The 11992-nt window shown below is 63.1% G+C and carries 13 protein-coding genes; 5 read left to right on the top strand and 8 right to left on the bottom strand.

Annotated elements, in window-relative coordinates; genetic code table 11:
* Positions 1–67 precede the first annotated feature (67 nt).
* Positions 68–565, bottom strand: a complete 498-nt coding sequence (locus K3725_RS02165) for an acyloxyacyl hydrolase (protein WP_260017230.1) — start codon at positions 563–565, stop codon at positions 68–70.
* Between the two features lie 220 nt (positions 566–785).
* On the opposite strand from K3725_RS02165, the gene ychF reads away from it, so the two are divergent.
* From ychF to K3725_RS02150, 3 genes are all read left to right on the top strand, one after another.
* A complete protein-coding gene (ychF, locus tag K3725_RS02160) occupies positions 786–1883 on the top strand; it encodes a redox-regulated ATPase YchF (RefSeq protein WP_260017229.1) in 1098 nt (365 codons plus the stop codon).
* Positions 1884–2033: 150 nt separating this feature from the next.
* Complete coding sequence (locus tag K3725_RS02155; RefSeq protein ID WP_260017228.1) at positions 2034–2411, top strand: DUF2237 family protein; 378 nt, start codon at positions 2034–2036, stop codon at positions 2409–2411.
* Between the two features lie 30 nt (positions 2412–2441).
* On the top strand, positions 2442–2786 hold the full coding sequence (locus K3725_RS02150; protein WP_260017227.1) for a lysozyme inhibitor LprI family protein: 345 nt from the start codon (positions 2442–2444) through the stop codon (positions 2784–2786).
* A 70-nt stretch (positions 2787–2856) separates the two neighbouring features.
* Here K3725_RS02150 and trpB read toward each other — a convergent pair whose 3' ends face one another.
* From trpB to ihfB, 4 genes are all read right to left on the bottom strand, one after another.
* Positions 2857–4116 carry a tryptophan synthase subunit beta gene (gene trpB / locus K3725_RS02145; RefSeq protein WP_260017226.1) on the bottom strand — a complete coding sequence of 420 codons (1260 nt, stop codon included), beginning with the start codon at positions 4114–4116 and terminating at the stop codon, positions 2857–2859.
* 506 nt (positions 4117–4622) lie between these two features.
* On the bottom strand, positions 4623–5276 hold the full coding sequence (locus tag K3725_RS02140) for a phosphoribosylanthranilate isomerase (protein WP_260017225.1): 654 nt from the start codon (positions 5274–5276) through the stop codon (positions 4623–4625).
* A gap of 7 nt (positions 5277–5283) precedes the next feature.
* Positions 5284–5634: a lipopolysaccharide assembly protein LapA domain-containing protein gene (locus K3725_RS02135; protein ID WP_260017224.1), complete on the bottom strand. Its 351-nt coding sequence runs from the start codon at positions 5632–5634 to the stop codon at positions 5284–5286.
* Entirely contained in the window at positions 5634–5918 is a 285-nt protein-coding gene (gene ihfB / locus K3725_RS02130) for an integration host factor subunit beta (RefSeq protein WP_019298084.1), read from the bottom strand. Before ihfB ends, K3725_RS02135 begins: the two co-directional genes overlap by 1 nt.
* Positions 5919–6448: 530 nt before the next feature.
* Here ihfB and K3725_RS02125 point away from each other — a divergent pair.
* On the top strand, positions 6449–7810 hold the full coding sequence (locus tag K3725_RS02125) for an ammonium transporter (protein ID WP_260017223.1): 1362 nt from the start codon (positions 6449–6451) through the stop codon (positions 7808–7810).
* Between the two features lie 114 nt (positions 7811–7924).
* Positions 7925–8122: a hypothetical protein gene (locus K3725_RS02120; protein WP_260017222.1), complete on the top strand. Its 198-nt coding sequence runs from the start codon at positions 7925–7927 to the stop codon at positions 8120–8122.
* A 24-nt stretch (positions 8123–8146) separates the two neighbouring features.
* Here the strand turns inward: K3725_RS02120 and K3725_RS02115 are convergent, their stop codons facing one another.
* The 3 genes from K3725_RS02115 to rpsA form a co-directional block, all read right to left on the bottom strand.
* Positions 8147–9043: a DMT family transporter gene (locus K3725_RS02115; protein ID WP_260017221.1), complete on the bottom strand. Its 897-nt coding sequence runs from the start codon at positions 9041–9043 to the stop codon at positions 8147–8149.
* 76 nt (positions 9044–9119) lie between these two features.
* Positions 9120–9953, bottom strand: a complete 834-nt coding sequence (locus K3725_RS02110) for an AraC family transcriptional regulator (protein ID WP_260017220.1) — start codon at positions 9951–9953, stop codon at positions 9120–9122.
* A 146-nt stretch (positions 9954–10099) separates the two neighbouring features.
* Positions 10100–11779, bottom strand: a complete 1680-nt coding sequence (gene rpsA, locus K3725_RS02105) for a 30S ribosomal protein S1 (RefSeq protein WP_260017219.1) — start codon at positions 11777–11779, stop codon at positions 10100–10102.
* Between the last annotated feature and the right edge of the window lie 213 nt (positions 11780–11992).

The following is an 11992-nucleotide window of genomic DNA, read 5'->3' as shown; positions in this document are numbered from 1 at the left end:
TCTGTCCGCCCCGGTGTGCCGAATGTTGCGCGGGAAATCAATCCCGCGCGAGGTCCGGCGGCCCGGCTCAGCTGCCCAGCGGAATATGCCAGCGCAGGGTCAGCGAGTTCACGCCCGGGTTTTCGTCCGCGGTGGAGGCGTTGGACTTGTGGCTGATGGCCAGCGACACAGCCTTGCCGTTCTGGAACCGCTTGCCCACCGCCAGCAGGCTGCGGATTTCGAAGGCGGACCCCAGATCGTTTTCCGGCGAGCTTTCGTGATAGGCGCCGGGCATGACGCTGGTTTCGATGAACCAGTTGTTGTTCAGGTCGATCAGGCCGCTGATGCCAATACCGGCAAAAACATCGCCTGTCTCCACCACCTGCAGAGTGCCGCCGAAACGTGCCGACAGCCGCCCCTTTTCGTAAAACGGCGTGTGCAGGTACTCCGCAGCAAACAGGGCGCCGTTTTCCGCGGTTTCCCGGTGGTAATCGGAATACCCCAGCCCCAGTGTCACTTCCTGCGCTGCTGCAGGTGCCGCCATGGCTGCCGAAACCGCAGCCGCCAGCAGAGTTGTCTTTTTCATTTCCAGCCCCTCGGAAAATAATGACTTTTGGCCAAGCTTTTTCAAGAGTGTTCTAAAACTCCCTAAACATTTGCCAAGGGGCTTATGGAAAATCAGTGTGCATACTGTCTGTGAAGCGGCACACAGTTCGCGACTGTGGCACTTCTGCCAGACAGACTTGGCTTGCGCGGGCGTGCAATGCTGCCTAGAAGCAGCTCCCAAATGGCATCAGGAGGCCGCAATGGGCTTTAAAATGGGAATCGTCGGCCTGCCCAACGTGGGTAAATCGACGCTGTTCAACGCGCTGACCAAAACCGCCTCGGCGCAGGCGGCCAACTTTCCGTTCTGCACCATCGAGCCCAACGTGGGTGAGGTCGGCGTGCCGGACGCACGGCTGGACAAGCTGGCAGCGATTGCCGGCTCCAAGCAGATCATCCCGACCCGGATGACCTTTGTCGACATCGCGGGCCTGGTGAAAGGCGCGTCCAAGGGCGAAGGCCTGGGCAACCAGTTCCTGGCCAACATCCGTGAAACGGATGCGATTGCCCATGTGCTGCGCTGCTTTGAAGACGGCGACGTGACCCATGTGGACGGCCGCGTCGATCCGGTCACGGACGCCGAGGTGATCGAGACCGAGCTGATGCTGGCGGATCTCGAAAGCATCGAGAAGCGCCGCGCCAACCTGGTGCGCAAGCTGAAGGGCAACGACAAGGAGGCCCAGCAGCAGGACCGCCTGCTGGCCGCCGCCCAAGCGGTGCTGGAAGACAGCAAGCCCGCCCGCCTGGTCGAGATCGACGCCGAGGACGCCAAAGCCTGGAAGATGCTGCAGCTGCTGACCACCAAGCCGGTCCTGTACGTGTGCAACGTGGGCGAGTCGGAATCGGTCGAGGGCAACGCCCATTCCGCCAAGGTCGCGGAAATGGCCGCGGCGCAGGGCAACAGCCATGTGATCATTTCTGCCCAGATCGAGGAAGAGATCAGCCAGCTGGAAGCCGATGAGGCCCAGATGTTCCTGGAGGAGATGGGGCTGGAGGAAGCCGGCCTCGACCGGCTGATCCGCGCGGGCTACGAACTGCTGCACTTGGAAACCTACTTTACCGTCGGCCCCAAGGAAGCGCGCGCCTGGACCATCCGCACCGGCACCGCCGCGCCACAGGCGGCAGGCGTCATCCACGGCGACTTTGAGAAGGGCTTCATCCGGGCCGAAACCATCGCCTATGACGATTTTATCGCCTGCAATGGCGAACAGGGCGCCAAGGAAGCCGGCAAGATGCGGGCCGAAGGCAAGAGCTATGTCGTCAAGGACGGCGACGTGCTGCATTTCCTGTTCAACACCTGATCCGTTTTTCAGGTGAGTTTTCAGCCGTCCGCCAGCCCCGCTGGCGGGCGGTTTTGTGTTTGACAGCCCTGCCACTGCTGCCGGAAATACCGGGACGCAGGGTGCAATCGCACTACACTTACCGGGGCACGCAGCTAGGACAGGTCTTCGATGGACAAAGACGACAGCATCAATGTTCTGGGCGGCCCGCTTGCGCTTTGCTCAAACGGCCCGGTGACCGGCTTTTTCCGCGACGGTCATTGCAACACCTGCGCTGATGACCAGGGCAGCCACACCGTCTGCGTGGTCACAACGGCGGAGTTCCTGGCATTTTCCAAATATGTCGGCAACGACCTGTCCACCCCTCGGCCCGAGTTCAGCTTTCCGGGCCTGCAGCCCGGCGACCGCTGGTGCCTGTGTGCGGCCCGCTTCCTGCAGGCCGCAGATGAAGGCTGCGCGCCAAAGGTCCATCTGGAAGCCACCCACATTCGGGCGCTGGACATCGTGCCGCTGAGCGTGCTGCAAAGCTACGCCGCCGACCCGGCCTGAGCCGCGCCCCAGTCAGAAGGAGAACCGGCAATGATGCGGATACTTGCCCTGCTGGCGGCACTCAGCCCTGTTGCCGCAGCCGCGCAATCCCGTTGCAGCGGGCAGACCCAGATCGATGCTAATTTCTGCGCCCAGGAGAAGTGGCAGTTTGCAGACGACGAGCTGAACCGCCTATGGAAGCAGAAAAAAGCGCTGGCGGATACCCGCGGCACAGGCGCGGCCCTGCTGGCAGAACAGCGCACCTGGCTGAAGCAGCGCGACGCTGCGTGCAGGCCTGAACTGGCCGCGGGCGGCAGTGCTGCGCCGATGTTCTACTGGGCCTGCATGGAGGAAGAGACTCTGGCGCGCAATCAGGTGCTGCGGTCGCTGCGCTGATCCGGAGAAAAAAGGCCCCGGAAATCCCGGAGCCTCATTCAGACAACACAGAGGAGACGCGGCACTGGCCTTATTCCTCGAAGGTGCGGCCTTCCTCGGTGTCGGACATGTCAAAGCCCAGATGCTTGGCGACGGTGAACACGTCCTTGTCGCCGCGGCCGCACATGTTCATCACGATGATGTGGTCCTTGGGCAGATCCGGCGCGATCTTCATCACATGGGCCAGCGCGTGGCTGGGTTCCAGCGCCGGGATGATGCCCTCGGTGCGGCAGCTGACCTGGAACGCCTCCAGTGCCTCCTTGTCGGTGATCGAGACATACTGGGCGCGGCCCGTGTCGTGCAGCCAGGAATGCTCCGGCCCGATGCCCGGGTAGTCCAGCCCCGCGGAGATCGAGAAGCCCTCCTGGATCTGGCCGTCCTCATCCTGCAGCAGGTAGGTGCGGTTGCCGTGCAGCACGCCGGGACGGCCGCCGGTCAGCGACGCGCAATGCTGCATCCGGTCGTCAACGCCCTTGCCGCCGGCCTCAACCCCGATGATGTTCACCGAAGCCTCGTCCAGGAACGGGTAGAACAGGCCGATGGCGTTGGAGCCGCCGCCGATCGCGGCAATCACGGTGTCCGGCAGTCGGCCTTCGCCTTCCTGCTCGGCCAGCTGCCAGCGGACTTCCTTGCCAATGACCGACTGAAAGTCACGCACCATTGCCGGATAGGGGTGCGGGCCGGCCGCGGTGCCGATGCAGTAGAAAGTGTCGCGCACGTTGGTCACCCAGTCGCGCAGCGCGTCGTTCATCGCGTCCTTCAATGTGCCGCGTCCGGAAGTGACCGGGATCACCTCAGCCCCCAGGAGGCGCATGCGGAACACGTTCGGCGCCTGCCGCTTCACGTCATGGGCACCCATGTAGACGATGCATTTGAGCCCGAACTTGGCGCAGACGGTAGCGGTTGCGACGCCGTGCTGGCCCGCACCAGTTTCAGCGATGATGCGGGTCTTGCCCATGCGGCGCGCCAGCAGGATCTGGCCCAGCACGTTGTTCACCTTATGCGCGCCGGTGTGGTTCAGTTCGTCGCGCTTCATATAGATCTTGGCGCCGCCCAGCTCCGCGGTCAGGCGTTCGGCGAAGTACAGCGGGCTGGGACGGCCAACGTAGTGTTTCCACAGGCTTTCCATCTCGGCCCAGAAGGAGGGATCGTCCTTGGCTTTGTTGTATTCTTCCTCAAGGCTCAGGATCAGCGGCATCAGGGTTTCGGAGACGAAACGCCCGCCAAAGATGCCAAAGCGGCCCTGTTCGTCCGGACCGTTCATGAAGCTGTTGAAAAGATCGTCGGCCATGGTTCTTCCCTCACTTTCGCAGCGCCCGCCATGACTATAGCGCAGCAGCGCCTTGGTAAAGGGAGATTGCGCAACCAGATGTGCCCGGCCAAGGCCCCTGCCCTGCCGGTGATCTGCCGCTGTTTGCGATGTGCTGCCTGTCCAAAAGGCGGGAAGGATAAGGATGGCGGCGTCGCCAAGGGGCGGAGGCGGGACGGGAGGGTTGCTCCCGCACGCGAAACGTCGTCTGTGCGTGCCCCTGCCAAAGGGCCCTGTTCCAATGTGCCGGGAGTGTCAGGCCCGGCAGTGACCGCGATCAGGAAGGATCATGGCACAATGGGCTTAAAATGCCGTGACGGGGGCGTACGCCGGGAGTGCAACACCCTGGGCGCCGCGTGTGCCGCTGATGCCGCGCACAGAGTATTTTTGGAAAGATGAAGGCGCAGGCCCGGTGTTTTCATCTTTCCCCAAAATACTTAAATCCCGCTCTTGGCGGCATATCCAGAAACCCGCGGCGGCGGGGGCCGTCAGCCGCGGGCGGCGTGGGCGGCCGTGGTGAAGGCCTCAATCAGAGCCGCATCCTTCTCTCCTGGTGCGCTTTCGACGCCAGAGGAGACATCGACCTGGCGCGCGCCGGTCATGCGGATGGCCTCTGCGACGTTTTCCGGCGTCAGCCCGCCGGCCAGCATCCAGGGTTTCTGCCAGTATTTGCGTGCCGCCAGCAGCCGCCAGTCGAAGGCAAGGCCGTTGCCGCCGGGCAGCTCTGCCTCCTTGGGCGGCTTGGCGTCGATCAGCAGCTGGTCGGCCACCTGTTCATAGAGCGCAATCTGGGGAATGTCGGAGGCATCGGCAATGCCAACCGCCTTCATCACCGGCAGCCCGTAGCGGGCGCGCACCTCTGCCACCCGCTCCGGGGATTCCTTCCCGTGAAGCTGCAGCATGTCGAGCGGCACAGCGCCGGTGATGGCGTCCAGGTCATCATCAGAGGCATTCACCGTCAGTGCCACCTTGCACAGGCCGATTGGCGCCTCGATCGCCAGCGCGGCGGCCTGAGCGATGGAGACATTGCGCGGCGACTTCGGGAAGAACACAAATCCCGCATAGGCCGCCCCTGCCGCGGCAACAGCTGACACATCCTGCGGCGTGCTGAGCCCGCAGATCTTGACCCGGATGTCCGTCATTGCCAGGTCAGCTTGCGTCTTCGAGAAGCGCCAGGACCTCGTCCTTGCCTTCGTTCTTCTGCTTCTTGAGCCGGGTCACTTCACGGTTCAGCTTGCGCGCCTCGCGGGCCTTCTGGGCCGCTTCGCTGCGGTGCTTGTGCTCGCGCAGCCATTCCCACAGGAAGCCGATCACCAGCCCGGCGCCAACCCCGCCCAGCACCACCACAAACAGCGGCAGCGCGATGCTGTAGTTGAAGCCGGCCAGTTCGGCAAAAGCCGCAGGCATCAGTTTCAGCTCAACCACCGTGCTGTTGGCCAGACAGACGGACACCAGCACAATGGCCAGCGCCCCAAGAACCGCGTAGCGAATGTAACGCATCAGGCTTTCCCGTTCAGGCGGTCCCTCAAGAGTTTACCCGTCTTGAAGAACGGCACATGTTTCTCTTCGACTTCGACCGTCTCGCCGGTGCGGGGATTGCGGCCTGTGCGCGCGTCCCGCTTCTTGACCGAAAAGGCACCGAAGCCGCGCAGTTCGACCCTGTCGCCGCGGGCCATGGCATCGGTCACTTCCTCGAACACCGTGTTCACGATCCTCTCCACATCCCGCTGATACAGGTGCGGGTTTTCGTCTGCAATCTTCTGAATCAACTCAGAGCGGATCATGTTCTTTTTCCTCCCAGGGTGCCGGTATGTTTTGGCTATTATTCTGAGAGTATAGGAAAATTCCGAGCGCGGGGGAACAAAATGCCGCAGGTTTGACGGGCAAATCGGCGGCTCTTTACCACCTTTTGAGGCCGCAAGGCCCCAATCGCGGGCATCAAAGCGCCGCCGCAGCGCGGCATCGGCACTGCCGCGGGGGGCAAGCCCGGTTTGATTCGGGGCGCCGCAAGCCTGTGCCGGTTACACGCCGAAGCCGGCCCTCTCCCTGCTGAGCCGCGCGGGATGCGGCATCTGCCGGCCTTGCATGCCGCATATGAAACTATATTTCCGGCGGGTAAAATTTTTCATTGTAAAGCGCCCGGCATCGCCCATGCTTTCCTGACCAGGCGTGTCAGCGGAACTGACCGGATCTGGTCCAATCTAACCGGCGCATCCGCCCTTTGGCGGCAACGGGCGCCGGCCTGTCAAAGCCGGTGGCAAACAACCGGCAGGACAGCAAACCAACTTGGAGAGAACTGGAAATGCCATTGGACATGAGCACGATACATGTACAGCAAGTCACCCTGAATTCGCTGGTGCAGAACATTCTTTATGCATCGGGCATCGTCGGGGCCATCCTGGTCGTTGTCGGCCTGCTGCTGATCGACGCGGGCACCGCGCGGCGCAGGAACCTGTTCAACTCGACCATCGAGAAAACGCTGGGGTTCTTCCTCGGCTTTGCCACCTATTATGTCATCGGTTTCGGCCTGTGGGCCGGGCAGTACTACATCATGGAAGGCTCGACCATGATGGATTCCATCAACGACTGGTGGCTGGGCGGCGCCATGACCAATGCACTGGCGCATCACACTGACCCGGCAACCTTCCCGGGGCTGAACACCTTCCAGATCTTCATCTTCTTCCTGGCGGTGTTTGCCGGCATCATCAACATCCTGCTGCACTTCGCCGTGTCGGAGCGGATGAAGGCGCCGGCCTATTTCATCACCTGCATCGTGGCCGCGGTGGTCTCCTCGGCGCTCAGCTGGGCGACCTGGGGCTCCGTGGGGCCGCTGACCAATGCCGGTTTCCACGACTTCTTCGGCGTCGGCTTTGTCTATCTGTTCCCGGCCGGCATGGCGCTGGTGTTCACCCCCAAACTGGGCGCGCGCCCCGGCATGATGGCGCCGCATCCGCGGATCTCGGCCTATCTGGCGCCAAGCATCGGGCTGTGCGCACCGGGCCTGCTGCTAATCTTTGCAGGCCTGCCGATGGTGATCCTGTCCTGCCTGTTCTTCTTTGATCCCGAAGCGCTGGCCGTGAGCGTCACCATGGCCGACACCAGCGTCGGCATTGCTCTCAACAACTATGCCATGGTCTGGGCCGGCGGCGCCATCACCGGGCTGCTGATCGCCTATGCCACCGGCAAATACGCCTATACCCTGCTGGGCCCGCTGGCGGGCTATGTTGCAGGCGCATCCGGCTTTGATGTCTACCTGCCCTGGCAGGCCTTCATCGTCGGCCTGGCGGCGCCTTTAGCGGCCTATGCCGTCTATGAGTTCACGCTGAAGCGCGGCATCGACGAGCACAAGCTGTTCCCGCTGTTCCTGGGCTGCGGCACCCTGGGCATGGTGCTGCTGGGCCTGTTCAAGGCGGGCACGCCGCGCGGCGGCTATTTCGGCATCGAAGAAGGCGCCTATGCGTTCCAGCACGGCGAGATTTCGCTGGTGATGCAGCTGGCGGGCACTGCCGTCTGCATCGGCACCGGGGTGGTCACGGCACTGATCCTGTCCTTCCTGCTGGAACGCACCGTGGGCCTGCGGGTCTCCGAGGACGACCAGATCGACGGGCTGGACGGCAAGAACTGGGACCTGGAACCGGATGTTGTCACCCACGCAGACAGCGCCCAGCACGCCTGATCCTGCCTGCGCTGCAAGAGGCCCCGGTTGCTGCCGGGGCCTTTTTTGTGCCGTTCAGGCCCGTGCCGCCAAGAATCGGCTATAGTCAACGGCATCAACACGGAGGAGACGACTATGCTGTATCCGCTTGCCTCGCTTGAGGCGGACAAACTGGACGCGATCAAGAGCCTCGAAAAAGATATCGGCAGCCCGGTTGTGGCGCTGGCAGGTATTGAGGCAACCACCGCCGCCCTGCCTGACGAGAAGCTGAAGAAGCTGCAGGAACTGGAAGAGGAACTGGGCGTCGTGCTGGTGGCGGTGCGGCCGAACTGACAGCCGCAAGCGGAGGCGCCGGCGTCAGCGCCGCCTCTCTGCCGCCAGCCCAACAAAGGTGCCGCCGACGATCAGCCCGGCTCCGATCAGGGCGCTTGCAGAGGCGGGTTCCGAAAGCAGCATCCAGGCCAGCGCAAAGCCGAACAGCGGCTCTGTTCCCATCAAAAAGCTGACCCGCGTGGGACTGGTGCGGCGGACGGCTGCGTTCTGGACATAGAAGGCACCGATCGTGCAGAACAGCGACAGGAAGGCAACGGCGGCCCAGCCTTCAATTCCGGCGCCTGCCAGCAGCCCGGCAGGACCGGATTGGAACAGCATCAGCGCCAGCACCAGACCGGCAACCGTAAAGGCCTGCACGGCTGTCAGCGCGGCCGAGGACAGCCGGCTGCCTTCCATCAGGCGCTTGGTTGACACCACCATCACCGCCCGCAGGCCCGCGGCGCAGAGCACCAGCGCATCACCGGCCCCGAACGCCCCGGCGCCGCCCGACAGCACCATGACACCCGCCACCGCCACAGCAGCCCCTGCAATAACCCCGGCAGGCGGCAGGCGGCGCTGCAGGCCGAACTCCAGAAACGGCGTGAAGATGGTGCAGAGCGAGATGATCAGCGCGGTGTTCGTGGCCGTGGTCAGCGACACACCCCAGGTCTCTGCAAGAAAGATGGCGCAGAGGATACTTCCGAGAAGCGCTCCGGACAGAATATCCCTCCGGCAGGCCGCGCGCAGGTCGCGGCAGGCCACCAGTCCCATCACCAGCGCAGTCAGCGCAAAGCGGAAGAAGATCAGGAGCAGCACCGGCATATGCTCCAGCGCGCCCTTGGCAACCGGATAGCTTGCGCCCCAGACCAGCGCCACACCCAGCACCGCCAGATCGGCCCATAGAGCAGTGCGCCTTGCAACGAAGTTTTCGGAAACGGCCATTTCTGCCCCCTTCGGTTTTCCATCAGAGGCCGAATAGGCTGCCGGTGCCCGGGCGTTATAGAACGAAAACGCGGTGTCAGGCTTTGGCGTAAGCAGCGGGGGTGATGCCGGTGATGGCGCGGAAGTGGCGGCCCATGTGGCTCTGGTCTGCAAACCCCGCCTGGGCCGCAGCCTCCGCCGGAGAGAGGCCCGCGCGCAGCAGCTCTTTCACATGCTGAACCTTGCGCTGCAGATGCCAGGCATGGGGCGGCAGGCCGGTGGCGCGCCGGAAGGCGTCAATCGTCTGCCGCCGCCGCAGCCCGGTGATACGGCAGAGGTCCTCCAGCGGCACGTTCTCCTCGACGCGGCTGTGCAGATATTCGATGGCGTCGGCAATGCGCCCGCCGCCGCTGGGCAGCGGCTGGGAGACCTCCGGCGCAAGTTCGCGTAGCAGCCCGCCCAGCATCTGAACCAGCGCCACGTCACGCGACAGAGTCTGATCAGATGTGTGCAGAACCTCATGCAGAACGGCAAAGCGCCGTGCAAGTCCAGGCCGGGCATGGAAGGCGGCGCCGAAGTCCAGCGTTCCGGCTGGCGCGCGGCCTGTGACGTCTTCAAGCAGCGCCCGCATCCCGGCCTCAGGGATATAGATCATCCGCTGCCGCCAGCCAGCCTCGCTCCCCGCGCCGCCATGGTGGACATCGCCGGGCCGCATGGTGACCACCGAGCCCTGCGGCACCTGATTCATTTCACCGCGGCACCAGACAGCATGGACACCGCCACCGATCACGCCAAAAAGGTATTCGTCATGGGCGTGGGGTTTGAAGGTCTGTTTCAGATAGCGCGCAGCAAGGGTCTCTATGCCATAAAGATCCGGCCGCGACCGCAGGGTCGCCACCTCAGTTTTTCGTTTGGAACCTTCGTGTTGCAAGACGTGACCCCAGCATCGCCGACCGGAGGATGCTTAGCGCTGGGGCGGCTCTGGGTCAAACAGGGTGTAGCCATCGTGCCATAAACAAAAAGCCCCGCAGATACCTGCGGGGCTTTCTGTTTTGTCAGCCGTGAGGCCAGGGACTATTAGTCGCCCGACTTCAGTGCGGCGCCCAGGATGTCGCCCAGCGATGCGCCGGAGTCCGAGGAGCCATACTGTTCCACTGCTTCTTTCTCTTCCGCGATCTCGCGCGCCTTGATGGACAGGCCCAGGCGGCGGGTCTTGGAGTCGACGTTGGTGACGCGCACGTCGACCTTGTCGCCAACCGAGAAACGCTCGGGGCGCTGGTCGGCACGGTCGCGGGACAGGTCGGAGCGGCGGATGAAGGACTTCATGCCTTCGTATTCCACTTCGATGCCGCCGTCTTCGATTGCGGTCACTTCGACGGTCACGATCGAGCCGCGCTTCACGCCGCCCACGGCTTCGGCGAACTTGTCACCGCCCAGGGCTTTGATCGACAGCGAGATACGCTCTTTCTCGACGTCCACTTCGGAGACAACGGCCTGAACCACGTCGCCTTTGCGGTAGTTCTGGATCGCGTCTTCGCCGCGCTCGTCCCAGGACAGGTCGGACAGGTGAACCATGCCGTCGATGTCGCCGTCGAGGCCGATGAACAGACCGAATTCGGTGATGTTCTTGACTTCGCCTTCGACCTGGGTGCCTTCCGGGTGGGTCTCAGCAAAGACTTCCCACGGGTTGCGCATGGTCTGCTTGAGGCCCAGGGACACGCGGCGCTTGGCACCGTCGATTTCCAGAACCATGACGTCGACTTCCTGGGAAGTGGAGACGATTTTGCCCGGGTGGACGTTTTTCTTGGTCCAGGACATTTCGGACACGTGGACCAGACCTTCGACGCCCGGCTCCAGCTCAACAAATGCACCGTAATCGGTGATGTTGGTGACGCGGCCCTTGTGCACGGAAGACAGCGGGTACTTGGCGCCAACCAGATCCCACGGGTCTTCCTGCAGCTGTTTCATGCCCAGGGAGATGCGGTGGGTCTCTTTGTTGATCTTGATGACCTGAACCTTGACGGTTTCGCCGATCGACAGGATCTCGGAGGGGTGGTTCACACGGCGCCATGCCATGTCGGTGACGTGCAGCAGGCCGTCAACGCCGCCCAGGTCAACAAACGCACCGTATTCGGTGATGTTCTTGACGACACCGTCCACTGCCTGGCCTTCGGACAGGTTGCCGATAACCTCGGCGCGCTGCTCGGCGCGGGACTCTTCAAGGATCGCGCGGCGGGAGACAACGATGTTGCCGCGGCGGCGGTCCATCTTCAGGATCTGGAACGGCTGCTTCAGACCCATCAGCGGGCCGGCGTCGCGCACGGGGCGCACGTCAACCTGCGAGCCGGGCAGGAAGGCAACAGCGCCGCCCAGGTCGACGGTGAAGCCGCCTTTGACGCGGCCGAAGATCGCGCCTTCGACGCGCTGATCGTCTGCGTAGGCTTTTTCGAGGCGGTCCCAGGCTTCTTCGCGGCGGGCCATCTCGCGGGAGATGACAGCTTCGCCACGGGCGTTTTCAGCGGCGCGCAGGAACACTTCCACTTCGTCGCCGACTGCGATTTCAGCCGCTTCGCCGGGGTTTGCGAATTCTTTCAGATCAACGCGGCCTTCCATTTTGTAGCCGACGTCGATGATGGCCTGGCCGGCTTCGATTGCCAGCACTTTGCCTTTGACAACCGAACCTTCGTCCGGGGTGTCCATTTCGAAGCTTTCGTTCAGGAGGGCTTCGAATTCCTCCATCGATGCGTTTTGAGCCATGAGGTCTCAGGTTTCCTTTACTAGTGTTTCTGGCCGGGCGGTTGTCTCCGCCGGTCTTGGTTAAGCCAGTCCAGAACGTGGCCCGGAGCACATCTGATCAAACAAACACAAAGGGCCGAGGTAGTCCCCAGCCCTGCTCAGATATGCCGCCCGGGCGTTCACCGCCCATGTTCTGACAGCGCGCGATATAGGCGGATTCCCGGGTGCGCGCAA

It is taken from the genome of Leisingera sp. S132 (assembly GCF_025144465.1).
Classification (GTDB): Bacteria; Pseudomonadota; Alphaproteobacteria; order Rhodobacterales; family Rhodobacteraceae; genus Leisingera.
Note: the sequence above shows the minus strand (reverse complement) of the source record. Positions and strands in the feature narration are given on the sequence as shown.

Excerpts from the sequence above, each read along its gene's own strand:
- K3725_RS02165 (WP_260017230.1), bottom strand. The coding sequence starts at position 565 with ATGAAAAAGACAACTCTGCTGGCGGCTGCGGTTTCGGCAGCCATGGCG.
- ychF (WP_260017229.1), top strand. The coding sequence starts at position 786 with ATGGGCTTTAAAATGGGAATCGTCGGCCTGCCCAACGTGGGTAAATCG.
- K3725_RS02155 (WP_260017228.1), top strand. The coding sequence starts at position 2,034 with ATGGACAAAGACGACAGCATCAATGTTCTGGGCGGCCCGCTTGCGCTT.
- K3725_RS02150 (WP_260017227.1), top strand. The coding sequence starts at position 2,442 with ATGATGCGGATACTTGCCCTGCTGGCGGCACTCAGCCCTGTTGCCGCA.
- trpB (WP_260017226.1), bottom strand. The coding sequence starts at position 4,116 with ATGGCCGACGATCTTTTCAACAGCTTCATGAACGGTCCGGACGAACAG.
- K3725_RS02140 (WP_260017225.1), bottom strand. The coding sequence starts at position 5,276 with ATGACGGACATCCGGGTCAAGATCTGCGGGCTCAGCACGCCGCAGGAT.
- K3725_RS02135 (WP_260017224.1), bottom strand. The coding sequence starts at position 5,634 with ATGCGTTACATTCGCTACGCGGTTCTTGGGGCGCTGGCCATTGTGCTG.
- ihfB (WP_019298084.1), bottom strand. The coding sequence starts at position 5,918 with ATGATCCGCTCTGAGTTGATTCAGAAGATTGCAGACGAAAACCCGCAC.
- K3725_RS02125 (WP_260017223.1), top strand. The coding sequence starts at position 6,449 with ATGAGCACGATACATGTACAGCAAGTCACCCTGAATTCGCTGGTGCAG.
- K3725_RS02120 (WP_260017222.1), top strand. The coding sequence starts at position 7,925 with ATGCTGTATCCGCTTGCCTCGCTTGAGGCGGACAAACTGGACGCGATC.
- K3725_RS02115 (WP_260017221.1), bottom strand. The coding sequence starts at position 9,043 with ATGGCCGTTTCCGAAAACTTCGTTGCAAGGCGCACTGCTCTATGGGCC.
- rpsA (WP_260017219.1), bottom strand. The coding sequence starts at position 11,779 with ATGGCTCAAAACGCATCGATGGAGGAATTCGAAGCCCTCCTGAACGAA.